General features: G+C 72.2%; 20 protein-coding genes. 11 read left to right on the top strand and 9 right to left on the bottom strand.

Annotated features, from left to right (window positions below; translation table 11 throughout):
- Window positions 1-68: 68 nt before the first annotated feature.
- The 3 genes from ACGFYY_RS34705 to ACGFYY_RS34695 all read left to right on the top strand — a co-directional run bounded on the left by ACGFYY_RS34705 (window position 69) and on the right by ACGFYY_RS34695 (window position 4,865).
- Entirely contained in the window at window positions 69-1,709 is a 1,641-nt protein-coding gene (locus ACGFYY_RS34705) for a multicopper oxidase family protein (RefSeq protein WP_393715594.1), read from the top strand.
- 149 nt (window positions 1,710-1,858) lie between these two features.
- Entirely contained in the window at window positions 1,859-3,040 is a 1,182-nt protein-coding gene (locus tag ACGFYY_RS34700) for a hypothetical protein (RefSeq protein ID WP_393715592.1), read from the top strand.
- A 70-nt stretch (window positions 3,041-3,110) separates the two neighbouring features.
- Entirely contained in the window at window positions 3,111-4,865 is a 1,755-nt protein-coding gene (locus tag ACGFYY_RS34695; protein ID WP_393715590.1) for an NAD+ synthase, read from the top strand.
- 63 nt (window positions 4,866-4,928) lie between these two features.
- Here ACGFYY_RS34695 and ACGFYY_RS34690 read toward each other — a convergent pair whose 3' ends face one another.
- Window positions 4,929-5,957: an endonuclease/exonuclease/phosphatase family protein gene (locus tag ACGFYY_RS34690; RefSeq protein WP_393715588.1), complete on the bottom strand. Its 1,029-nt coding sequence runs from the start codon at window positions 5,955-5,957 to the stop codon at window positions 4,929-4,931.
- A 288-nt stretch (window positions 5,958-6,245) separates the two neighbouring features.
- Between ACGFYY_RS34690 and panB the strand changes: the two genes are divergently transcribed.
- The 3 genes from panB (at window position 6,246) to ACGFYY_RS34675 (ending at window position 9,109) form a co-directional block, all read left to right on the top strand.
- Window positions 6,246-7,115 carry a 3-methyl-2-oxobutanoate hydroxymethyltransferase gene (gene panB / locus ACGFYY_RS34685; RefSeq protein WP_030730758.1) on the top strand — a complete coding sequence of 290 codons (870 nt, stop codon included), beginning with the start codon at window positions 6,246-6,248 and terminating at the stop codon, window positions 7,113-7,115.
- 120 nt (window positions 7,116-7,235) lie between these two features.
- A complete protein-coding gene (locus ACGFYY_RS34680; RefSeq protein ID WP_393715586.1) occupies window positions 7,236-8,261 on the top strand; it encodes an ATP-binding cassette domain-containing protein in 1,026 nt (341 codons plus the stop codon).
- Window positions 8,258-9,109, top strand: coding sequence for an ABC transporter permease (locus ACGFYY_RS34675; protein WP_365265751.1), 852 nt, complete (start codon window positions 8,258-8,260; stop codon window positions 9,107-9,109). Before ACGFYY_RS34680 ends, ACGFYY_RS34675 begins: the two co-directional genes overlap by 4 nt.
- A gap of 56 nt (window positions 9,110-9,165) precedes the next feature.
- Here ACGFYY_RS34675 and ACGFYY_RS34670 read toward each other — a convergent pair whose 3' ends face one another.
- Complete coding sequence (locus tag ACGFYY_RS34670) at window positions 9,166-12,546, bottom strand: BTAD domain-containing putative transcriptional regulator (RefSeq protein ID WP_393715583.1); 3,381 nt, start codon at window positions 12,544-12,546, stop codon at window positions 9,166-9,168.
- A gap of 72 nt (window positions 12,547-12,618) precedes the next feature.
- On the opposite strand from ACGFYY_RS34670, the gene ACGFYY_RS34665 reads away from it, so the two are divergent.
- Entirely contained in the window at window positions 12,619-13,419 is an 801-nt protein-coding gene (locus ACGFYY_RS34665) for a site-2 protease family protein (protein WP_393715579.1), read from the top strand.
- Window positions 13,420-13,480: 61 nt separating this feature from the next.
- On the opposite strand, the gene ACGFYY_RS34660 is transcribed toward ACGFYY_RS34665, so the two are convergent.
- Window positions 13,481-13,672 (bottom strand): hypothetical protein, encoded by a 192-nt coding sequence (locus ACGFYY_RS34660; RefSeq protein ID WP_365275376.1) that lies wholly within the window; start codon window positions 13,670-13,672, stop codon window positions 13,481-13,483.
- Window positions 13,673-13,912: 240 nt separating this feature from the next.
- Between ACGFYY_RS34660 and ACGFYY_RS34655 the strand changes: the two genes are divergently transcribed.
- Window positions 13,913-15,928 (top strand): TerD family protein, encoded by a 2,016-nt coding sequence (locus ACGFYY_RS34655; protein ID WP_393715576.1) that lies wholly within the window; start codon window positions 13,913-13,915, stop codon window positions 15,926-15,928.
- 57 nt (window positions 15,929-15,985) lie between these two features.
- On the opposite strand, the gene npdG is transcribed toward ACGFYY_RS34655, so the two are convergent.
- Window positions 15,986-16,690 (bottom strand): NADPH-dependent F420 reductase, encoded by a 705-nt coding sequence (gene npdG / locus ACGFYY_RS34650; RefSeq protein ID WP_393715574.1) that lies wholly within the window; start codon window positions 16,688-16,690, stop codon window positions 15,986-15,988.
- Window positions 16,691-16,784: 94 nt separating this feature from the next.
- Here npdG and ACGFYY_RS34645 point away from each other — a divergent pair, with 94 nt between their 5' ends.
- Window positions 16,785-17,390 (top strand): hypothetical protein, encoded by a 606-nt coding sequence (locus tag ACGFYY_RS34645; protein WP_365275385.1) that lies wholly within the window; start codon window positions 16,785-16,787, stop codon window positions 17,388-17,390.
- Window positions 17,391-17,399: 9 nt separating this feature from the next.
- Here ACGFYY_RS34645 and ACGFYY_RS34640 read toward each other — a convergent pair whose 3' ends face one another.
- Complete coding sequence (locus ACGFYY_RS34640; protein WP_365275388.1) at window positions 17,400-17,654, bottom strand: hypothetical protein; 255 nt, start codon at window positions 17,652-17,654, stop codon at window positions 17,400-17,402.
- Window positions 17,655-17,725: 71 nt separating this feature from the next.
- Here ACGFYY_RS34640 and map point away from each other — a divergent pair, with 71 nt between their 5' ends.
- The gene (map, locus tag ACGFYY_RS34635) at window positions 17,726-18,583 is read left to right on the top strand and encodes a type I methionyl aminopeptidase (protein ID WP_109778670.1); all 858 of its coding nucleotides are present in this window, start codon (window positions 17,726-17,728) and stop codon (window positions 18,581-18,583) included.
- A 125-nt stretch (window positions 18,584-18,708) separates the two neighbouring features.
- Here the strand turns inward: map and ACGFYY_RS34630 are convergent, their stop codons facing one another.
- From ACGFYY_RS34630 to ACGFYY_RS34615, 4 genes are all read right to left on the bottom strand, one after another.
- Window positions 18,709-19,356 (bottom strand): biliverdin-producing heme oxygenase, encoded by a 648-nt coding sequence (locus ACGFYY_RS34630; RefSeq protein WP_365275392.1) that lies wholly within the window; start codon window positions 19,354-19,356, stop codon window positions 18,709-18,711.
- A 135-nt stretch (window positions 19,357-19,491) separates the two neighbouring features.
- Window positions 19,492-20,154: a PhzF family phenazine biosynthesis protein gene (locus ACGFYY_RS34625; protein ID WP_393715571.1), complete on the bottom strand. Its 663-nt coding sequence runs from the start codon at window positions 20,152-20,154 to the stop codon at window positions 19,492-19,494.
- Window positions 20,155-20,173: 19 nt separating this feature from the next.
- A complete protein-coding gene (locus ACGFYY_RS34620) occupies window positions 20,174-21,601 on the bottom strand; it encodes an HtaA domain-containing protein (protein WP_393715569.1) in 1,428 nt (475 codons plus the stop codon).
- Window positions 21,602-21,653: 52 nt separating this feature from the next.
- A complete protein-coding gene (locus tag ACGFYY_RS34615; RefSeq protein ID WP_393715567.1) occupies window positions 21,654-23,066 on the bottom strand; it encodes an HtaA domain-containing protein in 1,413 nt (470 codons plus the stop codon).
- 115 nt (window positions 23,067-23,181) lie between these two features.
- Between ACGFYY_RS34615 and ACGFYY_RS34610 the strand changes: the two genes are divergently transcribed.
- Window positions 23,182-24,195: a hemin ABC transporter substrate-binding protein gene (locus tag ACGFYY_RS34610; protein ID WP_393715565.1), complete on the top strand. Its 1,014-nt coding sequence runs from the start codon at window positions 23,182-23,184 to the stop codon at window positions 24,193-24,195.
- Window positions 24,196-24,553 lie beyond the last annotated feature (358 nt).

The following is a 24,553-nucleotide window of genomic DNA, read 5'->3' as shown; positions in this document are numbered from 1 at the left end:
CCGCGCGTGCCCGGGGTGGCGCCCACCGTGCCCATGTACCCGCAACACCACACCCATGAGGTGCTCCCATGCGCTCTCTTCCCACCCGTCGCACCGTGCTCGGAGCGTCCACCGCCGTCCTCGGCTCCGGACTGCTCACCGCCTGCTCAGGATCGGCCGGATCCTCCGGGTCCTCGGGGCACTCCGGCGGATCCGGGGCCACCGGCCACGGCTCGATGAACCACGGCGGCTCCGCCGCCGGCCTGCCCGAGGGGTACGTCGACCCGGCCGGGCCCGAGGTGCGGGCCGCCGAGGCCGCCCGCAAGGCCACCGGCCCCCTCACCGAGGTCAAGGCGACCGCCACCGCGACCCCGCTCGACCTCGGCGCCGGCATCACCGTCCGCTCCTGGGCGTACGGGGACAAGCTGCCGGGCCAGGAGGTCCGGGCCACCGCGGGCGGCACGCTCGCCCTCACCCTGGCCAACAACCTCCCCGAGGCCACCTCCATGCACTGGCACGGCCTCGCCCTGCGCAACGACATGGACGGGGTCCCGGGACTGACCCAGCGGGACATCGCCCCGGGCGGGTCCTTCCCGTACAGGTTCGCCGTCCCGACCCCCGGCACGTACTGGTTCCACCCGCACACCGGGGTCCAGCAGGACCGCGGCCTGTACGGCGCGCTCGTCGTCGAGGACCCCAAGGAGCCCCTCTCCTACGACAAGGAGTGGGTGGTGGTCCTGGACGACTGGATCGACGGGGTGGACGGCGCCACCCCCGACGCGGTCCTCGCCGAGCTCCGCAAGGGCATGAGCGGCAACGGCGGGGCCCACGCGGCCCACGGCCCGAGCGCCTCCCCCTCCGCTCCCACCTCCACCTCCCCCGGCGCCGGCAAGAAGCGCTCGTACGTCGCCATGGGCGGCCACAGCGACTACCTCGGCGGGGACGCGGGCGACGTCGTCTACGCGCACTACCTGATCAACGGGCGGGTGGCGGACGACCCCTCGGTCCTCACGGCGAAGCCCGGCGACCGGATCCGGCTGCGCATCATCAACGCCGGTGGGGACACCGCCTTCCGTATCGCCCTCGGCGACCACGAACTGACGGTCACCCACTCCGACGGCTACCCGGTGGCGCAGACGAGGACGGGCTCGCTGCTCCTGGGCATGGGCGAACGGTACGACGTGCTGGTCACCGCCAAGGACGGGGTCTTCCCCCTCACCGCGCTGGCCGAGGGCAAGGAGGGCTCGGCGCTCGCGGTGCTGCGCACCGGATCGGGGACGGCGCCCACGGCCGCGACCCGACCGGCCGAACTGGACGCGCCGCCGCTGATGGCGGACGCGCTCAAGGCCGCCGGACCGGTCGCGCTGGCCCCGCGGGATCCGGACCGTACGGTGCAGATCCGGCTCACCGGCAACATGAACGCGTACAACTGGGCCTTCGACGCCAAGCCGTACACCCCCGACCAGCGGCACCCGGTGAAGGCGGGCGAACGGGTCCGGCTCGTGTTCGCCAACAACACGCCCATGTGGCACCCGATCCACCTGCACGGGCACACCTTCGCGCTGGGCGATCAGGAGGGAGGGGCGCGCAAGGACACCGCGATCCTCCTGCCGGGACGCAGGCTGACGGTGGACTTCGACGCGGACAACCCCGGGTTGTGGATGACGCACTGCCACAACGTCTACCACTCGGAGTCCGGGATGATGACGGTGCTCGGCTACCAGCTGTAGGCACCGCCGCCCGCCCGGCCCCGGCACCGACACCGGGGCCGGTGCCGGGCCCGGTGCCGGGCGGGCCGGAAGCGGGGTGGGCCCCGGGCGCGGGCATGGCACTCTTGCGGGGATCACGACTGCCGCGACAAGAGGACGACCCCGCCGGTATGAGCACCCCGCCGAACCCGCCCAGCACCTCCGTCGGTCCGCCGACCGAGCCGGCGGGCACTCCGACACCCGGGACACCGGAGATACCCGCGGCACACGGAGGGACCGCAGTACCCGCGGCCCCCGAGGTGGAATCCGTACCGGCGCCCGCGCAGCCGCTCGCGCCGGCGAAGGCCCCCGCGGCACCCCAGGCACCCGCCACCCCCGAGGCCCCCGAGGCGCCTTCGGCGGCCGCCCCGGCGTCGACCCCCACCCCCGCGGCCACGGGCTTCAGCGCCCCCGGCGCCCCCGGCCCTCCCACCGCACCGGACAACCCGTGGGGCGGGCCCACCACCCACGACCCCGGAGCCTCCCACCCCGGGTATCCCGGCCACCCGGGGTATCCCGGCCCCGCCGGACGCCCCGGCTACCCGCAGTCCGCCCGGAGCGGCAACGGCCTGGCCGTCGCCGCCCTCGTCACCGGCGGCTTCGGGATCGTGCTGGGCGTCCTCCCGTTCTTCTTCTGGGCCGGCACCCTGATCGCCGCCGTCGGGCTGGGCCTCGGCATCGGGGGCGTCGTCCGCGCCAACCAGGGCGCCCCGAACAAGTCGACGGCCGTCGTCGGCGTCGTCCTCTCCGTGCTCGGCCTGCTCGCCTCGGTCGGCGGCTTCTTCCTCTCCGTCCTGATCGTCGACAAGGTCGACAGTCGCAGCGACCGGCAGGTCGAGGAGGAAGGGCAGACGGACGAGCGGCCGCCCGGCATCGAGCCCCGGTCGTCCCCGTCCGCGACGCCCACCCAGGTCCCCGGACTGACCAGCCCGCTGCCGTTCGGCGAGACCTTCACCTACCCGAACGGCGTCAAGGTGAGCCTCTCCGTTCCGACGAAGTACGTGCCGAAGAACGCGTACGACCGCAAGAGCGTCAAGAACGCGGTCCAGTTCACCGTCACCGTCACCAACCACTCGACCGCCCCGTTCGACGTGAGGTACGTCCACCCCGACGTCCGTGACGATCGGGGGGTGCCCGCCGAACCGGTGTACGGCTTCGACATGCCGAAGACGATCTCGGGCGCCCTGATGCCGGGTGAAACCGCAGACGGGGTCGAGTCGTTCGAGCTCCCCAAGGGCACCGAACGCGTCACCGTGGACTTCTCCCCCGGGTTCCTGATGGACAAGGTGAAGTACGCCGGCCCCATCGGCTGACGGAGCCTCACCACGCCGGAAACAGGCGGCACCCAGGACATCGCGTCAGAAAGACGATTACACTGGATCCGTGCCTCAACTTCGACTCGCTCTGAATCAGATCGACTCGCACGTCGGCGACATCGCCGCCAACGCCGACTCGGTCGTCCACTGGACCCGGCACTCCGCCGAGCAGGGCGCCCACCTGGTGGCCTTTCCGGAGATGATGCTGACCGGGTACCCCGTCGAGGACCTCGCCCTGCGCGGTTCCTTCGTGGAGGCCTCCCGCACCGCCCTGCGCGAGCTCGCGGAGCGGCTGGCGGCCGAGGGCCTCGGCGAACTGCCGGTCGTCGTCGGCTACCTCGACCGCACCGAGCGGGCCGTACCCCGCCTGGGCCGCCCGGCCGGTTCCCCGGAGAACGCGGCCGCCGTGCTGCACCGCGGGCAGGTCGTCCTGCGCTTCGCCAAGCACCACCTCCCCAACTACGGCGTGTTCGACGAGTTCCGGTACTTCGTACCGGGTGACACGCAGCCGGTGATCCGGGTGGGCGGGGTCGACGTCGCCCTGGCCATCTGCGAGGACCTGTGGCAGGAGGGCGGCCGGGTCCCGGCCACCCGCTCCGCCGGGGCCGGTCTGCTGATCTCCGTGAACGCGTCCCCGTACGAGCGCGACAAGGACGACCTGCGCCTCGAACTGGTCCGGAAGCGGGCCCAGGAGGCCGGCTGCACCCTCGCCTACCTGGCGATGATCGGCGGCCAGGACGAGCTGGTCTTCGACGGCGACTCGATCGTCGTCGACGCCGACGGGCAGGTCATCGCCCGCGCCCCGCAGTTCTCCGAGGGGTGCGTCCTGGTCGACCTCGACCTGCCGGCCGCCCGCGCCGACGCGCCCGAGGGCGTGGTGGACGACGGGCTGCGCATCGAGCGCGTGATCCTCTCCGAGGAGCCCGTGGAGCCGTACGAGCCGGTGGTCACCGGCGGATACGCCGACCGGCTCGACGCCGACGAGGAGGTCTACGACGCGCTGGTCGTGGGCTTGCGCGCCTACGTCAGGAAGAACGGGTTCCGCTCCGTCCTGATCGGCCTCTCCGGCGGCATCGACTCCGCGCTCGTCGCCGCCATCGCCTGCGACGCGATCGGCGCGCAGAACGTGTACGGCGTCTCGATGCCCTCGAAGTACTCCTCGAACCACTCCCGGAGCGACGCGGCCGACCTGGCCGAGCGCACCGGGCTGAACTTCCGGACCGTCTCCATCGAGCCGATGTTCGACGCCTACATGGGCTCGCTGGGCCTGACCGGCCTGGCCGAGGAGAACCTCCAGTCCCGGCTGCGCGGCACCCTGCTGATGGCCCTGTCCAACCAGGAGGGCCACATCGTGCTGGCCCCGGGCAACAAGTCGGAGCTGGCCGTCGGCTACTCCACCCTGTACGGCGACTCGGTGGGTGCGTACGGCCCGATCAAGGACGTCTACAAGTCGGACGTCTTCCGGCTCGCGGAGTACCGCAACCGGGCCGCGGTCGAGCGCGGCGAGACCCCGCCCATCCCCCGGAACTCGATCGTGAAGCCGCCGAGCGCCGAGCTGCGCCCGGGCCAGGTGGACACGGACTCGCTGCCGGACTACCCGGTGCTCGACGCGGTCCTGGCCATGTACGTGGACCGTGACCAGGGCCTCGACGAGATCGTGGCGGCGGGCTTCGACGCGGAGCTGGTGGCCAGGACCCTGCGGATGGTGGACACGGCGGAGTACAAGCGTCGCCAGTACCCGCCGGGCACGAAGATCTCCGCGAAGGGCTTCGGCAAGGACCGCCGGCTGCCGATCACGAACGGCTGGCGCGAGCAGGCGTAGGACGGCGAAGGCCCCGGCCGCTCTCCCAGGAGAGCGACCGGGGCCTTCGCGGCGCCGCGTCCGTCAGGGCTTCACGGTGACCCGGGCGGCCACGGGAAGGTGGTCGCTCCCGGTGCGGGGCAGGGTCCAGGAGGCCTCCGGCCTGATCCCGCGGACCATGATCTGGTCGATCCGGGCCATCGGGAACTGCGCCGGCCAGCTGAAGCCGAAGCCGTCGCCCGCAGCGCCCTGGGTCGAGCGCATCTGCGAGGTGACCTCGGACAGGGCACGGTCGTTCATCGTTCCGTTGAGGTCGCCGAGCAGGATGACCTTCTTCAGCGGTTCGGCGGCGAGCGCGGCGCCCAGCGCGTCGGCGCTGTCGTCGCGCTGATTGGCGGTGAAGCCGGCGTTCAGCTTGACCCGGACGGAGGGCAGGTGGGCGACGAAGGCGGCGACCGGCCCCTGGGGGGTGGTGACGGTGGCGCGCATGGCCCGGGTCCAGCCCATCCGGATGTCGACGGGCGCGCTCGCGGTGAGCGGGTACTTGCTCCACAGGCCGACGGTGCCCTCGACGGAGTGGTACTTGTACGTGGCCGCGAGGGCCTTCTCGTAGACGGGGACGGCACTGCCCTTGAGCTCGGTCAGGGCCAGCACGTCGGCTCCGGACCCGGCCACCGACCGGGCGGTGCCGTGCGGGTCGGGGTTGTCGGCGTCGACGTTGTGGGTGGCCACCACCAGGTTGCCGCCGGAGCCGGACTTGTCGGTGACCAGGCCGCCGAAGAGGTTCGCCCAGACCGCGGCCGTCAGCAGTATCGCGAGGAGCGCGGTGGCGGACCTGCGGTAGACGGCCCCGACGACCAGGAGCGGGACGGCGAGGCCCAACCAGGGCAGGAAGGTCTCGGTGAGGCTTCCGAGGTTGCCCACGTCGTTGGGCAGGTCCGCGTGGATGATCATGATGAGCGAGATCAGCACGGCGATCCCGGCGAGCACCCAGCCGCGCCGCCAGATCCCCGGATCCTTGCGCAGTACGGTCAGCCGGCGCCGGAGGCGGGATCCGGAGGGCTCGGGTTCCGAGCCGCCGTTCCCCGACTCCGTCATGTACGCCTGTGCCATACCACTGCCCTCACTGCCGCGCTCGCGCTCCGTCCCCGCCCCTTGACCCTAGGCGATGAACCGGAGCCTTCCGTGCCGTACGTCACGACCATCGGTCACGGTCGTGTGTCCGGGATGACGAACGGCCGTACGCAGCGGGTTCCGCTTGTCACGAAACGCGCACATTGGATCCCGTGGTCAGGCTCGCACCACGGACCACTTCCGCCTTTGCCCGCGCGGATGCCACCATGGGGGGTGAGTCCGGGGACGTCGTAAGGGCGCCTCGAGATGACACAAGGAGCAGTTGCAATGACGCATGCCGTTTCGCCTGCCCGCGAACCCGCCGCCGCGGCCTCCCCCACCCTGTACGGAGGCACGGGCACCCGGCGCATCACCGTCCGCGACCTGACCCTCGCCAAGGAACGCGGCGAGAAGTGGCCCATGCTCACCGCCTACGACGCGATGACCGCGTCCGTCTTCGACGAGGCCGGTATCCCGGTCATCCTCGTCGGCGACTCCATGGGCAATTGCCACCTCGGCTACGACTCCACCGTCCCGGTGACGATGGACCAGATGACCATGCTCTCGGCGGCCGTCGTACGCGGCACGAGCCGTGCGCTGGTCATCGGCGACATGCCGTTCGGCTCGTACCAGGAAGGCGCCGTGCAGGCCCTGCGCAGCGCCACCCGTCTCGTCAAGGAGGCCGGGGTCGGCGCGGTGAAGCTGGAGGGCGGCGAGCGCTCGCTGGCCCAGACCGAGCTGATCGTGCAGTCCGGCATCCCCGTCATGTCCCACCTGGGCCTGACCCCGCAGTCGGTCAACGCCATGGGCTACCGGGTGCAGGGCCGCGGCGACGAGGCCGCGCACCAGCTGCTGCGCGACGCGAAGGCGGCGCAGGACGCGGGCGCGTTCGCGGTGGTGCTGGAGCTCGTCCCGGCCGAGCTGGCCGCCGAGGTCACGCGGTCCCTGCACATCCCGACGGTCGGCATCGGCGCGGGCGCGGAGTGCGACGCGCAGGTGCTGGTGTGGACCGACATGATGGGCCTGACCGGCGGGAAGATGCCGAAGTTCGTCAAGCAGTACGCGCAGCTGCGCGAGACCATGACGGGCGCGGCGAGGGCCTTCGCCGAGGACGTGGTCGGCGGAACGTTCCCGCAGGCGGAGCACGCCTTCCACTGATGAGGTGAGCGACGTCCCGACAGCCCGCCGGCCGCGTGCCGGCGGGCTGTCGTATGTCTGTCGTACGTTTGTCGGTCGGCTGTCGGTGCTTTGTCAGTGGCGGCTGCTCCCATAGGGGGCATGACGCGAAACGACAACAAGCCCAACGCCGTGGAGGTACGGGGGCTGGTCAAGCACTACGGTGAGACCAAGGCCCTCGACGGTGTCGACCTGGACGTCCGGGAGGGCACGGTCCTCGGGGTCCTCGGCCCCAACGGCGCCGGCAAGACCACGCTGGTCCGCTGCCTCTCCACCCTGATCGTCCCGGACTCCGGAACGGCGACCGTCGCCGGTTTCGACGTGGTCCGCCAGCCGCGGCAGCTGCGCCGCACCATCGGGCTCACCGGCCAGTACGCCTCGGTCGACGAGAAGCTCTCCGGCTGGGAGAACCTCTACATGATCGGGCGGCTGCTCGACCTCTCCCGCAAGGACTCCCGCCGCCGCGCGGACGAGATGCTGGAGCGGTTCTCGCTGACCGAGGCGGCCAAGAAGGCCGTCATGAACTACTCCGGCGGTATGCGCCGGCGGCTCGACCTCGCCGCCTCCCTGATCGGGAACCCGGCCGTGCTGTACCTGGACGAGCCGACCACCGGTCTCGACCCCCGCACCCGCAACGAGGTGTGGGACGAGGTCCAGCGCCTGGTGGCCGAGGGCGCCACCGTGCTGCTCACCACCCAGTACATGGAGGAGGCCGAGCAGCTGGCGAGCGAGCTGACGGTCATCGACCGCGGCAAGGTCATCGCCAACGGCAAGGTCGACGAGCTGAAGGCGCGCGTCGGCGGCCGCACCCTGAGGATCCGCCCCGTGGACTCCTCGGACCTGCCGGGCATGGCCCGCTCGCTGGCCGAGGCCGGACTGGACGGCGTGGCCGGCAGCCAGGCCGTACCGGACGAGGGCGTGCTGCTGGTCCCGATCCTGAGCGACGAGCAGCTGACGGCCGTGGTCGGCCTGCTGGCCGCCCGCGGGTACGCGATCGCCGACCTCGGCACCTATCTGCCCAGCCTCGACGAGGTGTTCCTGGCCATCACCGGCCAGAAGCCCACCTCCGTCGAGGCGACGACACCTGCGGGCGTTCCCACCGAGAAGATCGAGGAGGTCGCGGCATGAGCACCGTAACCACGACGAAGCCCGCTCCCACCGCGACCGGTCCGGCCTCGGTGGCCGCCCCGCACGGTGAGGGTCGGATCGGCCTGCGGGGCAACCTGCGGCACATCGGCGCCCTGGTGCGCCGCAACGCCCTGCAGATCAAGCAGGATCCCGAGTCGATGTTCGACGTCGTGTTCATGCCGATCATCTTCACGCTGCTGTTCGTGTTCGTCTTCGGCGGCGCGATCTCCGGCAAGGGGAACCAGGCGGACTACGTCAACTACGTGGTCCCGGGCCTCATGGCCATGATGGGCATGAACATCGCCATGGGTGTCGGCACCGGCGTCAACGACGACTTCAAGAAGGGCGTGATGGACCGGTTCCGGTCCATGCCCATCGCCCGGTCGTCGGTCCTCATCGCCAAGATCGTCGTCGAGCTCGGCCGGATGATGGTCGCCATCGCCATCCTGCTCGCCGTGGGCTTCCTGCTCGGCCTGTCGATCAAGGGTCCGGTGATGGGCCTGTTCCTCGCCATCGGCCTGTCGGCCGTCTTCGGCGCCTCGCTGATGTGGATCTTCGTCCTGCTCGGTCTCACCATGAAGACCCCGCAGGCCGTCCAGGGCATGGCGATGATGGTCCTGATGCCGCTGCAGTTCGGCAGCTCGATCTTCGCCCCGCCGACCACGATGCCGGGCTGGCTGCAGTCCTTCACGGACTACAACCCGCTGTCGAACCTGGCGGACGCCGCCCGCGCCCTGATCAACGGCACTCCGGTCGGTGACTCGGTGTGGATGACCCTGGTCTGGTCGCTGGCCATCACCGCGGTCACCATGCCGCTCGCGGTACGGAAGTTCCGCCAGAAGACCTGACCCGCGGACCGATCCGTTCGGATCGCGTCCCGGACGGACACCGGCCGGGGGCCGGGTCAGATGAGGGCGGTGGCCTCCTCCAGGGAGAGGCCGCCGCCTTCGGCGTACGCCTTCTCGTAGTCGGCGGGGCCCAGCGCCGCCCGTGCCAGCTCCCCCGCACGGGCGTAGTCCTCGCGTTCCGTCGTCACGGGGAAGTGCGCGGGCGGCAGCAACGCCCGGTAGGCGCCCAGCAGCCGCGCCGCGTCGTACTCCCGGCGCGCGCCCCCGAGCGAGACCAGGGACAGCGCCGCGGTCAGCAGGTAGACCGCGGGCATCTGCGGGGCCACCATCCGTGCCATCGGGTCCATGGCCGTCGCCATGCCCTGGCGCAGCCGGTCGAGGGCGTCCTCGTACAGCCCCTGCCGGTTGTCGAGCCAGGCCATCGTGGCGAGCAGGAAACCGTCGAAGATGGCGAACGCGCCGAAGGCGAACTCTTCCCGCAGGACCTGCAACTGGGCGCGCGCCTCGGTGATCCGTCCCGTGCGGCCGAGGATGCCCGCGAGGAACATCCGGGCGGCGGGCATGGCCTCGTTGCCGTACCGCTGCGTGGTCGCGCTGATCTCGGTGAGGATCCGCTCGGCCTCCTCCATCCGGCCGGCCTCGGTCAGCGTCCCGGCCATCCGTACGCGCAGCACCGTCACCTGGGCCATGGCGCCCAGGCGTTCGGCGTAGGCGATGGCCTCCAGGTAGTCGCGGGCGGCCGGCGCGTACTCGCCGCGCTTCTCCCGGGCCTCGGCACGGGCGGCCAGGGCTTCGGCGCAGCCCCAGGCGTCGCCGAGTTCACGGAACAGGGCCAGGCTCTCGTCGGCGTCGCGCGAGGCATCCCCGGCCCAGTCGGCCCGGTTCGCGAGGATGTTGGCGCGCAGCTGGAGCGCGGAGGCCAGCTCCCAGCGGTAGCCGAGCTCACGGGTGGTCTCGACGGTCGCGTCGACGACCCGCTGGAGCAGTCCCGGGTCGCCGGCGATCATGACGGCGTAGATCCACAGGGAGGCGGGGGTTCGGCAGGTCTGCGGCAGTCCGGGCCGGTAGGTGGCGAGGACCCCGTCGATCAGGGCACGGACCGAGGGGGTGTTCCAGGTCTCGTTGGTCTGGTCGCGGGAGGCCAGCAGGACCAGGTTGAGGGCGCGCCAGCCCTCGGTGCGTGTTTCGCCGGAGTAGGGCGGCGGCGTGTCGACGAGCCGTTCGTGGACGGGCTCGGCGGCGACGAAGGGCGGCTCGAAGGGGTTGGGGCCGAGGGTGGCGGCGGCCTCGGCCCAGTGCCGGGCCTCGGAGCGCAGGTCGTGCATGTGCCAGTACCAGCCGAGCGAGTGGACCAGGCACAGGACCTCGTCGGCCTCGCGGGCGGCGACGGCCCGGCGCAGGGCGGTACGCAAGTTCTCGTACTCGGTGGCGAGCCTGTCGGCGGCCGCCCGCTGGCCGTGGCCGCGCAGCAGCGGCTCGGTGGTGCGGGCGAGTTCGCGGTAGTGGACGAGGTGGCGGTGCTCGGTGGCCTCGCGGTCGCCCGCGGCCTCGGCGAGGCGTTCGGCGGCGTACTCACCGACGGTCTCCAGCAGGCGGTAGCGCATGCCGGCGCCGTCGGGTCCGGGGGCGGCCACGACGAGGGACTTGTCGACGAGGGAGCCGAGGACGTCGGCGGCGTCGTAGGGGTCGGGGTCGGCCGGGTCGGCGCAGACGGCCTCGGCGGCGGCCAGGTCGCAGCCGCCGGCGAAGACGGACAGGCGGCGCAGGACGGTGCGTTCGGCCTCGTCGAGCAGCTCCCAGGACCAGTCGACGACGGCGCGCAGGGTCTGCTGGCGCGGCAGCACGGTCCGGGCACCGCCGGTCAGGAGCCGGAACCGGTCGTCGAGACGGTCGGCGATCTGGCGCGGCGTGAGCAGCCTCAGCCGGGCCGCGGCCAGCTCGATCGCCAACGGCAGCCCGTCGAGACGGCGGCAGATCTCGGCCGCGGCGGTCGGGTCCTCCTCGACGGTGAACCCGGCCCGTGCCGCGGCCCCGCGGTCGCCGAGCAGCCGTAGCGCGATGGGGTCGGGCAGCGGTTCCACAGGGCGCAGGGACTCCCCCGGGACGCCGAGGGGTTCGCGGCTGGTGGCCAGGATCCGGACGTCGGGGCAGTGCGTGAGGAGCCGCTCCGCGAGGGCGGCGGCCGCGCCGATGACGTGCTCGCAGTTGTCGAGCAGCAGCAGGAGCCGCCGGCGTGCACAGTGCTCGGCGAGCCGGTCGAGAGGGTCGTCGCCGGCGCGTTCGGTGAGGGCCCGCAACTCCTCGGCGGCGGCGCCGCGCAGCTTGGTCTCCCGGGCACCGAGCGCCGCGAGGGTGGCTTCGGCGACGTCCTCCGGGTCGCCGTGCCCGTCGATGGGGGCGAGTTCGACGAGCCACACCCCGTCGGGCCAGGCGCTCTCGTCCTGGGCCTCGGCGGCCTCCTGGGACAGCCGTGTCTTGCCGGCGCCGCCGGGCCCGAGGAGCGTGACGAGGCGGGCCCGCGCGAGATCGTCCCCGATGACGCGGATGTCGTCCTCGCGGCCGACGAAGGTGGTCAGGCGGGCTCGCAGATTGCCCGCGGACGCGGGTGCGCCGGGTGCGGCGGGTGCGGCGGGTGCGGCGGGGGCGGCCGCGGGCGGGACGGCTGCGGCCGGGAGGGCAGCGGCCGGGAGGGCAGCGGCCGGGACGGCAGCGGCCGGCGGCGGCGCGTCCGAGGTCAGCAGCTCGGCGTGCAGGGCCCGCAGCTCCGGCCCCGGGTCCGCGCCCAGCCGGTCGGCCAGCTCCCGGCGGACGCCGTCGTAGGCGGCCAGCGCCTCCGCCGGGCGGCCCGCGTCGCGCAGGGCCCGGATGCGCAGGGTGTGCAGCGGCTCGTCCAGCGGGTGCCGCGCGCACAGAGCGGTCAGCTCCGGCAGGGAACGCTCCGCCTCGCCCAGCGCCAGGGCCGCCGCGAGCCGACCCCGGCGCGCGTCCATCCGTACCGCCTCCCAGCGCGCGGCCTCCGCGGCCGGGTCCGGCAGATCGGCGAGGGCCGGACCGCGCCACAGGGCGAGGGCCTCCTCGTACAGGGCCGCCGCCTCGGCCGGGTCCGGCGCGGTGTCCCCGGCCCGGGCCAGCCGCTCGAAGCGGTAGAGGTCGATGTCCTCCCGCTCGGCGGCCAGTTGGTAGCCGCCCTCCGCGGAACGCACGGCCGCGTGACCGAGCGCCCGCCGCAGCCGGGCGACCAGCGCCTGCAGGGCCGCCACCGCGTCGGCGGGCGGGTCGCCGTCCCACACCTCGGCGACGAGCAGCCGGGCGGGCACCACCCGCCCCGGCCGCAGCGCGAGCGCGGTCAGGAGCGCCCGAAGGCGTGCTCCGCCGACGGCCACGGGGGTCCCGTCGTCGTGGATGGCCTGGGCGGTTCCGAGAATCGCGTAACGCACCGGCCCATTGTCCCCGTACCCGGCTCAGGACCCGCACCGTTTTCCGTCGGGCCCGCGGGATAGGTTGCCCGCATGGGTCATCAGGGCAGCCGCAGCGAGCGGCGGATCAGTTCGGTATTCCTCGGCATCGTCGCGGTCATGGCCGTCACCGGCTGGGCGGTGTGGACGGGGTACGCCGCCAGCCCGGGGCTGGCCGTCTTCCTCTTCGTGACCTCGGCGTGGATCGTCTCCTTGTGCCTGCACGAGTACGCCCACGCCCGCACGGCGCTGCACGGCGGCGACCTCACGGTGGGCGCGAAGGGCTACCTGACGCTGAACCCGCTGAAGTACACGCACACGCTGCTCAGCATCGTGCTGCCGGTGATCTTCGTGATCCTGGGCGGCATCGGCCTGCCCGGCGGCGCGGTGTTCATCGAGCGCGGCAGTATCCGGGGCCGCTGGAAGCACAGCCTCATCTCGGCGGCGGGCCCGCTGACGAACGTGGCCTTCGCCGTGGTGTGCACGGCCCCGTTCTGGCTGGGCGCGCTCGACGGGGTGCCGTTGGCCTTCCGCTTCGCGCTCGCCTTCCTCGCCATGCTGCAGGTCACGGCGGCGATCCTGAACTCCCTGCCGGTTCCGGGCCTGGACGGCTACGGGGTGATCGAACCCTGGCTGTCGTACCGGATCCGCCGGGAGGTGGAGCCGCTGGCGCCGTTCGGCCTGCTGGCGGTGTTCGCGCTGCTGTGGATCCCGGGGGTCAACGCGTTCTTCTTCGGCGCGGTGGACGGCCTGATGTCCGCGCTCGGCGTGTCCGACCTGGAGACGTACTGCGGCCGCGACCTCTACACCTTCTGGCGGGAGAGCAACGGCGTCTGCGCGGTCCCGCAGGACTGACGGGCCGATGCCGGACGGACCGGGCGCGGGGGAGGACGTCCCGACCCTGCGGGCCCGCTCCCTAGCCGACCTGGCGCGCGGCGGAGGCCTTGTCGGCCTTCGCCTTGCGCAGGTAGTACCAGGCCATGTTGGACGTGAGGCCGGCCAGCAGCACCCAGACGATCCCGAGGAAGCTGCCCTCGACGAAGGCGACGACGGCCGCGACCACCGCACAGACGCAGACGACAATGGCGAAGACGGCAAGGCGGGGCATGGGGGGAGCTCCTCGAAAAACACTGAACGGGGCCGAGCCCCTCCAGTGTCCCCCATGCCCCGCAGTGCTGCCGTAAGGGCACCGGCGATCGCGTCGGGTTCGTTTTCGGCTTTACCTGACCTTCTGTATCCCTTGGCGTTACGGTTCGGCGGATACGCGCCGTGTTGCGCGCGTCACAGAACGAACAGCCCGGTCCGCTCGGCCCGCGACGGACGACGCCGGGTGATGGGGGGAGCACGCATGCAGGAGATCTCCAAGGGGGCGAACGTCAGCCTGAACGCCCTCAGCGAGGACGCCGGGGCGGTCGTCGTGAGCCTGGGCTGGACCAGTGCCACCGGAGCGGGCGATGCCGACGTTTCCGTCCTGCTCCTGGACGAGAACGGCAAGATCCGCAGCGAGAACGACTTCTACTTCTACAACCACCCGGCCGCCGCGGACGGAAGCGTCCAGCTCCTGGGCAAGACGCCGACCTCGGACGGCGACGAGGACCGCATCAGCGTGGACCTCACCGCCGTTCCCGAGGACGTGGCGCGGATCGTGGTGGCGGCCAGCCAGTACGGCGGGGCGCGCTTCGGGGATCTCGACGATCTGCGGATGACGATCGCGGACAGGTCGGGGGAGCCGCTCGTCGGGTATTCCATCGAGGACGCGAGCGTGGAGACGGCCTTCATCTTCGGTGAGCTGTACCGGCGCGGCGAGGAGTGGAAGTTCCGGGCCGTGGGGCAGGGGTACGAGACCGGCCTCGCCGGGCTGGCCACGGACTTCGGCATCGAGGTACTGGAGGACGCCGATCCGGCGACCGAGGCGGCGACGACGGCGGCAGCGGGAACGGAGCCGACGGCCGCGCCGGAAGCCGCGACAGCCGCCGTGCCCGCGCCCGCCCCCGCGGCCACGGCCACGGCTACGACGAGCGCCACCGTGCCCGCCCAGACCCGCGGCCGCGCACCCCGCACGACGAGGAAGAAGGTCACCCTGCCCAAGGTGGCCAAGAAGTCCCTCGCCGAGAACGATTCGTGGCGCACGGCGCGGCTCTTCCCCGTGCCGACCCTCAAGAGCGACAAGGAGCGCGAGGTCCGGGCGACCTCCGTCCTGTTGTCGGTCATGGCGGAGGTCCCCGAGCTGGGCCGCCGTCTCACCGCCGGGTTCGGGGCACCCGCCGGTCGTATGCAGACCTTCACCGAGGTCCCCCTCCCCCACGGCGACACCCCGAGGCGGCCGGACGGGGTGATCCGGGTCGAACGCGCGGGCAAGTTGTGGACGGCCCTCGTGGAGACGAAGACGCACGGCAACCCGCTCAAGGACGAGCAGGTACAGCAATACATGGACATCGCCGCACGCCGCGGCTACGAGGCGGTGATCACGCTCTCCAACGACGTGGCCCTGGACGGCTCACCCGTGGTCGACGTCAAGATCGACGGGCGACGCAAGCACAAGGTCAGCCTCTGGCACCTGTCCTGGGCGGAGGTGGCCCACCAGGCCCAGATGCTGATCCGCCACGAGGGGGTCGGCAATGCCGCCCACGCCTGGCTCCTCCAGGAACTCCTGGAGTACCTCCAGCACGAGAACTCGGGCTGCCACGGATTCCAGAACATGGGCCCCGCCTGGGTGCCCGTACGCAAGGGCATCGAGGACGAGACCATCAGCCCGGACGACGGGCGCGCCGTCGACGTCATCAACAGCTGGGAGCGGCTGATCCGCCAGGTCTGCCTACGCCTGGGCGGCGAGTTGGGGCAGAAGGCCCTGCCGGTGCAGCGGACGCGGCGCGACAGCGATCCGCGGGCCCGCCGGATAGCGGCGGCCTCGGTGCTCTGCGTCGACGGGCGGCTTTCGGCCGAACTGCGCATCGACGGGACGAGCTCCGTCATCGCCGTCACCGCCGACCTGCGGACCGGCAAGGTCCGGACCTCCGTGGACATCCCCGCCCCGGAAGGCTCGTACCCGCTGGCGATGGTGAAGCGACTGCTGAGGGCACTGGCCGAAGCGCCGGCGGACCTGCACGTCCAGAGCCTGGTGGAGGGTGGGAACGGGCCGCGCGGCACCCTGGAACGGCTGCGCCCGGAGCCCGGCGATCTGTTGCCCAAGGACGGGGCCGCGCCGACCGGGTTCCGGTTGTCGCTGATCAAGGGGATGGGAAGCACCCGGGGCAACACGGAGTCCGGGTTCATCCGCGGTGTGGACGCGGCGGTCGACCGCTTCTACCACGGCGTGGTGGCCCACCTGGGCGCCGTCGAGGCGCGTGGCGGCCGCCGGGGCTGATCCGGGTACGGGGCGGTCCGGTCCCGGCCGGGAAGGGCGGGACCGGACGGACCGGGGTCAGACGTCCGTGATGCGCAGGCCCGCGTGGGCCTTGTAGCGGCGGTTGGTGGAGATGAGGTTGGCCACCAGGGACTCGACCTGGTGGGCGTTGCGCAGGCGGCCCGCGAAGACGCCGCGCATGCCGGGGATACGGGCGGCCAGGGCCTGGACGAGGTCCGTGTCGGCGCGGACCTCGCCGAGGACCATCACGTCGGTGTCGATCTCGTCGATCGACTCGTCCTGGAGCAGGACGGCCGAGAGGTGGTGGAAGGCGGCGGTGACGCGGGAGTCCGGGAGGAGGGCGGCGGCCTGCTGGGCGGCGCTGCCCTCTTCGACCTGGAGGGCGTACGCGCCCTGCTTGTCGAAGCCGAGCGGGTTGACGCAGTCGACCACGAGCTTGCTCGCGAGGTCCTCGCGCAGCGCTTCGAGGGTCTTGGCGTGGCCCTCCCACGGCACCGCGATGATGACGATGTCGCTGCGGCGCGCGCACTCGGCGTTGTCCGCGCCCTCCACGCCCAGGCCCAGTTCCTCGGCCGCGGTCCGCGCGCGGTCGGCGGCGCGGGAGCCGATGATCACCTTCTGGCCGGCCCTGGCGAGCCGGTAGGCCAGGCCACGGCCCTGGTCGCCAGTGCCGCCGAGGACGCCGACGACGAGGCCGGACACGTCCGGCAGCTCCCACGGGTCCTTGACCGGCGGCTTCTGCGTGTTGTCTGAGGAAGTCATGGGGGCGAGGGTACTGCCGGGTAGCCCACAGTCGAAGTGTGTCGAAGGGGAAGGAACCGCTCCCCATGTCCCCCGCATGCGGCAGGATGCCGATATGGACGCCGTGAGGGTCGCGCTGCTGCGCGAGGTGCTCGCCGGTACGCAGTGGCCGGGCGCCGCGCGCCGCTTCGCCGGGTCGCTGCGCCGGTCCGTCGAACCGGCCGGTGGCCGGCTGCTGCTGGTGGGGACCGAGGGGTACGAGCCCTGGCATCTGGCGGCGCACCTGGTGGACGAGTCCGCCTGGTCGGGGCTGCCGGAGCTGGCGCCCACGCTCGTACGCCACCACGTGCGGCCCGGGGAGCCGCCGCACCTGTCGGTGGGCCTGGGCCGGCTGGCGGCGGCCCGACGCGGGCACACGCTGCTGGTGGTGGCGCCCGGGGCGCCGGGTGAGGGTCTGCTGGAGCGCGTCCACGACGCGCGGCGCGCGGGGGCGACCGTACTGTCCCTGGACGGCGGGGACCCGGACCTGGGCACGCTCGCGCACGACACCCTGTCGGTACCGGAACCCGACGGCGAGATGGACCTGGACACCGTGCAGCACCTGGTCAGCGCGGCGGCCGGGGAGAACGGCACGCCGGCGCAGCGCGGACCGCGCCGCTTCCGGGACCGGCTGGCGCGGCTGGCCGACCACCTGACCGCGCCGCCGACCAGCCGCTGGTAAGCCGGCGGCCTACGCCCCGCCCGTGCCCGTACCCGTGGCGCCCTCTTCGTCCTCGCGGGTCCTGTCGTTCCACTTGGGGTCGTTCTGCCATTCGAGGTTGCGTTCCTGCGCCGTCTCCATGGCGTGGTTCGCCTCCTCGGGGCTCGCGTACGGCCCGAACCGGTCCTTGGCCGGACAGTCGGGGCCTTCCTCGACCTTCTTGTGGACCAGGCAGTAGTACCACTCGCCGGGTTTCCCCACCTGACGCTTCTTGAACAGGGCCATCGTCGTCGGGCTCCTCTCATACCGCTCTGTCCCGCCATGCTGCCCCATCCCCGCTGGATACACTCGCTCGCATGTCTGGCCAGTCGCTGCTCGTACCAGGCGAGCTCTCTCCCGTCCGTTCCGTTCCCGGAAACATCCGCCGGCCCGAGTACGTGGGCAAGCCCGCGCCCACTCCGTACACCGGACCGGAGGTGCAGACGGCCGAGACCATCGAGGCCATGCGCATCGCCGGCCGGATCGCCGCCCAGGCGATGGAAGAGGCCGCGAAGCTGATCGCGCCGGGGGTGACCACCGACGAGCTCGACCGGGTCGCCCACGCGTACATGTGCGACCACGGGGCCTACCCCTCGACGCTCGGTTACCGGGGCTTCCCCAAGTCGCTGTGTTCCTCCGTGAACGAGGTCATCTGCCACGGCATCCCCGATTCCACCGTCCTGCGCGACGGCGACATCGTGAACCTCGACGTGACCGCGTACATCGGCGGCGTGCACGGCGACAACAACGCGACCTACCTGTGCGGGGAGGTGGACGAGGAGTCGCGGCTGCTGGTGGAGCGCACCCGGGAGGCGCTGAACCGGGCCATCAAGGCCGTCAAGCCGGGCCGCCAGATCAACATCATCGGCCGGGTCATCGAGTCCTACGCGAAGCGCTTCGGCTACGGCGTGGTCCGTGACTTCACCGGCCACGGCATCAACTCGTCCTTCCACTCCGGCCTGATCGTCCCGCACTACGACAGCCCGCACGCCACCACCGTCATCGAGCCCGGCATGACCTTCACCATCGAGCCGATGCTGACGTTGGGCACCCACGAGTACGACATGTGGGAGGACGGCTGGACGGTCGTCACCAAGGACCGCAAGCGCACGGCGCAGTTCGAACACACGCTGGTCGTGACGGACTCGGGCGCGGAGATCCTCACCCTCCCCTAAGCCGTCCCCTCCGGACCTTCCGTCCCTCGGGGCTCTTCCGGCTCTACCGGTACGCGATCGGGCCCGGTGCACCTGTGCACCGGGCCCGGCCCTGTTTCCGTCGCTTCCGCGGACCTCCCCGGGGGCTACGCGCTGAGCGGGAACTGCTCGCCCAGCTCGCGGAAGACCGCGCCGTTGAAGTCGAAGGCACGCTTGCACTCGTCGATGATGCGCTGCTTCTCCAGGTCGTCCGCGGCGATGGCGTCCAGCAGCTCGCGGTAGGTCCGCTTGAAGGCGGCCGGGTTGGAGATGTCCGAGAAGACGTAGAACCGGACGCCGTCGCCCTTGCGCTCGAAACCCCAGGTGCGCTCGGCCTTGTCGCGGATGATCTGGCCGCCGGAGAGGTCGCCCAGGTAGCGCGTGTAGTGGTGGGCGACGTACCCGCCCGGCCACTCGGCGGCGCACCGGGCCACCCGGTCGGCGTACGCGCGCGTCGCGGGCAGGGCCGCCACGCTCTCCCGCCAGTCGGGGCCCACCAGGTGCGCGAGGTCCCGCTCGATCTCGGCCACGCGCATGAGCTCGGGCCGGATGAACGGGCCGGCCACCGGGTCGTCCTTGAGGGATTCGGCCGCGTCCTCCAGGGCCCGGTACACGAACCAGAGCTGCTCGGTGTAGCGCGTGTACGCGTCGACGCCGAGTCGTCCGCCCAGCAGGTCGCTCATGAAGGTCGAGGTCTCGGCCTCCGTGTGCTGCTCGTGCGAGGCGACGCGGATGACCGTGGAGAAGGCGTCCAAGGCGGACCTCCTGGAAGAGGAAACAGGCGTGACGGCAATGCCGCCACGCCTGATCCTCCTACTTAGGTTTGCCTAAGTCAATGAGTTCCCGACGCCTTGTCGGTAAAAAATCCGGGGTCTCCTCCAGGGCGGGCCCTAGGCGTCCCGGGGCGGGGCGAAGCGGACGCGGCCGCCGATCTCCACGGTGCCGTCCGGGCCGGGGGCGGTGAGGATCTGGGAGCCGGCGCCCTGGGTGATGTTCAGGGCGCGGTTCAGCTGGGCCGTCAGCAGGATCGCCGCCGAGCCGGTGGCCTCGTCCTCGGTGATGACCCCGTCGGGGCGGCGCGGAAAGCCCCGGGCGCGCACGCGGCCCGCGGCCTCGTCCTCCCAGGCCCAGGCGTACAACCAGCCCTCGCCGGACGGCGGGGCGGGCAGCGCCTCGACCTCGGCGACGGATCCGTACCGCTCGGTGCGCTTGCCCTCGACCCACTCGGGCCGGGCCGTGATCCAGGTGAACTCCCCGTCGTCCCGGGCCCATACGGATCCGGCGGGCGGCTGGAGCTCCTCGATGTCCAGCAACCACGCGACCCCGACCAGCGGATGTCCGGCGAAGGACATCCGCGTGCCGGGGGTGCGGATGTCGACGACCCCGCGCTCGGGGTCGTCGACGAACACCGTCTCGCTGTAGCCGAGTTCGGCGGCCAGCGCCTGCCGCGACGCATCGTCGGGGCAGGTCCGACCGTCGCGTACGACACCGAGCAGGTTGCCGAAGCGGCCGTCACCCGCGCAGAAGACCTTCAACACGTCGAGATCGTTCACGCGGGAATTCAAACACGGCTCAGACCTGGGACGTACGCCGCCTGCGCGCCAGGTACACCGCGCCCGCGCCGGCCGCGATCACCACGCCGGAGGTGGTGAGCAGGGCACCGGCCGGGACCCCGGCGCCGGTGTTCGCGAGGTTGCCGCCGACGGTGGAGCCCGTACCTCCGGTGCCGCCGACGGTGCCGCCGGTCGTACCGCCCGTGGTGCCGCCGGTCGAGCCGCCGGTGGTGCCACCGTTCGAGCCGCCCGTCGAACCGCCGGTCGTGCCACCGGTGCTCGGCAGGGTCGCGTCCTTGTCGACGGCCACGGCGAAGGTGAGCGGGTCGATCGCGTCGCCCGCCTTGTACAGGGAGCCGGTGGTCTCGTTGGCGAAGGCACCCGCGCCCTCGGCGGTGAAGACGGCCGGGACCGCGTTCAGGGCGAGGACGCCGTTCTTGGTCTTGTAGTCGGTCTTCGACAGGTCGAGCGTGGCGAAGCGGAGGCCCGCCTTGGTGCCGGAGCCGTTCTTGACGTCCACGTAGAGGGTGCCGGTCTTGCCGGTGGCCTCGACCCGGGGGTTGCCGAAGGTCATGTCGATGCCGTGGGCCGCGTACCGGAAGCGGAGGTTGCCCTGGAAGGAGGCGTTCAGCTTCTGCTTCTTGACGTCCAGGTCACCCTTGCCGAAGGCGAAGTCGAAGGTGTCGCCGTTCTTGGCCGCGCCGCCCGCCGGGGTGATCGAGCCCGCGCTCAGCACGTACTTGCGGAAGGACTCCTTCACGCCCCAGGTCAGCTTGCCGCTGAGCACCTTCTGCGTGTCGTCGGCCGGCGGCGTCGGGTTCTTGGTGGTGTTCGACGGGGTCGGCTCGGGCGCCGGTGTCTCGAACTCCAGCTTGGCGTTGAGCGGGTCGCCCGGCTTGTCCTTGTAGCTCGCCGAACCGAGGGCGTCCGCGGCCTCCTGGGTGAGCGTGGTGGCCAGGTTGCTCATCGACGGTCCGGTGAAGGCCACGGTGGCCATGGGTACGTCCTGGGTGGTGGTGCCGCCCTTGGTGACGTCCGCGGTGAGCTTCTTGGTGCCGGTGTCGATACGGATGTCCGAGAGCTTGACCTCGAAGCCGTGGCCGGTCGGCGGGGCGGGGGAGGAGAAGGTGACACTGCCCTTGAAGGCGGCCTTCACCACGTGCCCGTTGGCCGGCTCGTACGCACCGGTCGGCTGGATGAAGCGCAGGGTGCCGTCCTGGTTCTGCTGCGCCCCCTCGGCGACGGTGATGGTGCCCTTGGCCATGCCGGTCACGTAGGTGCGGTAGCTCGCGAGCACGCCCCAGTCGAGGGTACCGCCGGTGATCTTCATCGGTTCGGTGGGCGGGCCGCCCGCGGCGGTGGCGGGCAGCGCGAAGGTGGTGGCGCCGAGCGCCGCGGCGGTCAGGACCGCGGCCGCGAGGGAGATCGGGCGTCGGATGGACGACATGGCTGGGTACTCCTGAAGGAACAGGGGGACGGGGAAGGGAAAAAGGGGGTGCCTACCGGGGCGCGTCGGTCGGCGTCGGCGCGGCGGCCGCCGTACGACGCCTTCGCACCGCCAGGAACGTGCCGCCGCCGGCCAGGACCAGGACGGCCACGGCGAGGGCGACGAAGAGCCCGGTGTTCGAGGACTTCGAGGGCTCCGCGGCCTGCGCGGCGGCGGGCTCGGCGGACGGCGACGCGGACGCGGGGGCGGGCGAGGCCGTCGAGCCCAGGTCGGGCAGGGCGGGCAGCTGGGCGGTGGTGTCCAGGGCGACGGCGAGCGAGACGGGGTCCATCTCGGTGCCGGCCTTGTACATGGAGTTGAAGGCCTGGGAGCCGCCCTCGGTGAGGGTGGCCGGGGCTTCGGTCAGGGTGGCCAGCTTGCCCTCGGTCTTCAGGCCCTTGGCATCGAACTCCACGAGCGGGACGGCGTTCTTCGTCGCGCCGCCGGTGGTGACGTCCGCGGACAGGACGCCCTTGCCGTTCTCCACCTTCACGCTCATCCTGCCGAGGGTGAGGTCCAGGTGGGCGCCGGTGAACCGGACCGTGCCGGCGAAGGCCGCGTCGAGGGTGCCCTTCGCGCCGTCGAACGACCCCTTGCCCTGCGGGAAGCGGAACAGCGCGCCACCGTCCTGGGCGCCCTCGGCGAGGGTCCACCCGCCCTGGCCGACCGAACCGGTGACGTACTCACGGAAGGTGCGGCGCACCCCCCAGTCGACGGCGGCGTCGGCGAAGGCGCCCTGCGCCTGGGGGGTTTCCGCGGTGGCGCTCGGCTGCGCGGCCGGGGCCGACGGCGCGGGCTCGGCGGCCGGCTGGTTCTTGACGTCGGCGGAGAGCGAGACGGGGTCGAGCTGGGTGCCGGCGCCGTAGTAGCCGGCGAAGGCCTTGGCGCCTTCCGCGGTGAGGGTGGCCGGGAGGTTCGTGAGGGACAGCGGGCTGTTGCCGCCCTTCATGTCGATGCCGCCGACGCCGAGCGAGGCGAAGGCGACCTGCGACTGGTTGGTGACCGCGCCAGTGTCCTTGGCCTTGCTGGAGACGTCGACGTACAGGGTGCCCTTGCCGCCGGAGATCTTGACGGTCGGGCGACTGATGGTCATGTCCAGTTCGTGGACACCATCGGGCTTCTGGTGGCCCTGGAAGGTCACCCCGCCCGAGTAGGAGGCTTCGAAGGCACCGGAGCCGGGGTCGTAGGAACCGGCGGCGGAGTGGAAGCGGAAGAGGCTGCCGCCCACGGTGGCCGCGCCGCTCTTCAGCTTGAAACCGCCTTTTGCCACCGGACCCGTGACATAACTCTGGAAAGACGATTTGATGCCCCAGTCGAGTCGACCCCCCTGTACGGTGCCGGCCCGAGCGGCGGTCGCCGGGAGCAGCGCGCCCAGCAGGGCCGCCAACAGGGCGACGGCGAACGTACGGACGGGTCTCGTGGGCATGAATGCCCCCTCCTCAGGTCTAGCGAGCAAGGTTAGGCTAACCTAAGCTAACCACGGCCGGTTGAACACCCCCCGGTCTCCAGAACCTCAGTCGGACGATCAGGACGGTGCCTTCGTGCCTACGCCCGCCGCGTCAACCCGCTTCTCCCGTCTCGCAGTTGCCGTGGCAGCACTGGCACTCGCGCTGACGGCCTGCGGAGGTACGGCCACCACCCCGGGCTCATCCGCGCCCAGCGCAGCCGCGGTCCCGGACCGGCTGGAACCGCTCCCGACGCCACAGCCCGCCCTGCCCGTCACCGTGCCCTCGGTCGACGGCGCCCAGGTCACGATCACCTCCGCGGACCGGGTCGTCCCGCTCAGCGGCAGCCTCAACGAGATCGTCCACACGCTGGGCCTCGGCCGGCAGGTCGTCGCCCGGGACATCACGACCACCTTCGAACAGGCCGCCCAGCTACCGGTGGTGACACGTGGACACGACGTCTCCGCGGAGAGCGTCCTGTCGCTGCGCCCGACCCTCGTCATCGCGGAGACCACCAGCGGCCCCGGCGAAGCGATCCAGCAGATCCGCGACGCCGGCGTACCCGTCCTGGTCATCGCCCCCGCCAAGGGACTGGACGACGTACCGAAGCGGATCGACGCCGTGGCCGCCGCACTCGGCGTCAAGGACGCCGGCACGCTGCTGAACCAGCGCACAGCCGACCGGATCGCCACCGTCCGCAAGGACATCCCGGCCTCCTCCGGCAAGAAGCCCCGGGTGGCCTTCCTCTACCTCCGCGGCACCGCCTCCGTCTATCTGCTGGGCGGCTCGGACTCCGGAGCGGCCTCGCTCCTCGAAGCGGCCGGCGCGGTCGACACCGGCAAGGACTCCGGACTCGGCAAGGACTTCACCCCGATCACCAGCGAGGCCCTGGCGGCCGCCGCCCCCGACGCGATCCTCGTCATGTCCAAGGGCCTCGAATCGGTCGGCGGCGTCGACGGCCTGGTCAAGATCCCGGGCGTCGCCCAGACTCCGGCCGGCATGGACCGCCGCGTGGTCACGATCGACGACGGCGTCCTCCTCAACTACGGCCCCCGCACCGACCAGGTCCTCTCCTCCCTGGTCACCCAGCTCTACAACAAGGGCGCCTGACATGACCCTGCACCCGAGAACCGAAGACCTCGCCGACCCCGAAAACCCGGAGACCGGGACCGACGACGACGGACCCGACACCGACGATCCCGGGACCGGCCCCGATGCGCCCGGGGCCGGGGCCGACCAGGTCGGGGGCGGTTCCGTCGGGGACGGGTGTGTGTCGGGGCGCTCCCCGCAGGGCGCCGAACACACTGCCGCCCGACGCTGCGACCCCTCGCCACGTTCGGCGCCCGAGGAGACGCCCCGGCGCGCGCCCGGCCCCGACGGAACCGCCCCCCCCCCCCCCCCCCCCCCCCCCCCCCCCCCCCCCCGCCCCCCACCCCCCCCCCCCCCCCCCCCCCGCCCCCCCCCCCCC

The sequence above is a fragment of the Streptomyces sp. NPDC048331 genome (genome assembly GCF_043201215.1).
Taxonomy (GTDB): domain Bacteria; phylum Actinomycetota; class Actinomycetes; order Streptomycetales; family Streptomycetaceae; genus Streptomyces.
This window is presented reverse-complemented; position numbering and strand designations above follow the sequence as displayed.

Bases quoted from the DNA above. Each gene is read 5' to 3' on its own strand.
- ACGFYY_RS34645 (WP_365275385.1), top strand. From the start codon at position 16,785: ATGGACGCCGTGAGGGTCGCGCTGCTGCGCGAGGTGCTCGCCGGTACG.
- ACGFYY_RS34660 (WP_365275376.1), bottom strand. From the start codon at position 13,672: ATGCCCCGCCTTGCCGTCTTCGCCATTGTCGTCTGCGTCTGTGCGGTG.
- map (WP_109778670.1), top strand. From the start codon at position 17,726: ATGTCTGGCCAGTCGCTGCTCGTACCAGGCGAGCTCTCTCCCGTCCGT.
- ACGFYY_RS34655 (WP_393715576.1), top strand. From the start codon at position 13,913: ATGCAGGAGATCTCCAAGGGGGCGAACGTCAGCCTGAACGCCCTCAGC.
- ACGFYY_RS34690 (WP_393715588.1), bottom strand. From the start codon at position 5,957: ATGGCACAGGCGTACATGACGGAGTCGGGGAACGGCGGCTCGGAACCC.
- ACGFYY_RS34705 (WP_393715594.1), top strand. From the start codon at position 69: ATGCGCTCTCTTCCCACCCGTCGCACCGTGCTCGGAGCGTCCACCGCC.
- ACGFYY_RS34700 (WP_393715592.1), top strand. From the start codon at position 1,859: ATGAGCACCCCGCCGAACCCGCCCAGCACCTCCGTCGGTCCGCCGACC.
- ACGFYY_RS34675 (WP_365265751.1), top strand. From the start codon at position 8,258: ATGAGCACCGTAACCACGACGAAGCCCGCTCCCACCGCGACCGGTCCG.
- npdG (WP_393715574.1), bottom strand. From the start codon at position 16,690: ATGACTTCCTCAGACAACACGCAGAAGCCGCCGGTCAAGGACCCGTGG.
- ACGFYY_RS34620 (WP_393715569.1), bottom strand. From the start codon at position 21,601: ATGTCGTCCATCCGACGCCCGATCTCCCTCGCGGCCGCGGTCCTGACC.
- ACGFYY_RS34615 (WP_393715567.1), bottom strand. From the start codon at position 23,066: ATGCCCACGAGACCCGTCCGTACGTTCGCCGTCGCCCTGTTGGCGGCC.
- ACGFYY_RS34665 (WP_393715579.1), top strand. From the start codon at position 12,619: ATGGGTCATCAGGGCAGCCGCAGCGAGCGGCGGATCAGTTCGGTATTC.
- ACGFYY_RS34680 (WP_393715586.1), top strand. From the start codon at position 7,236: ATGACGCGAAACGACAACAAGCCCAACGCCGTGGAGGTACGGGGGCTG.
- panB (WP_030730758.1), top strand. From the start codon at position 6,246: ATGACGCATGCCGTTTCGCCTGCCCGCGAACCCGCCGCCGCGGCCTCC.
- ACGFYY_RS34640 (WP_365275388.1), bottom strand. From the start codon at position 17,654: ATGGCCCTGTTCAAGAAGCGTCAGGTGGGGAAACCCGGCGAGTGGTAC.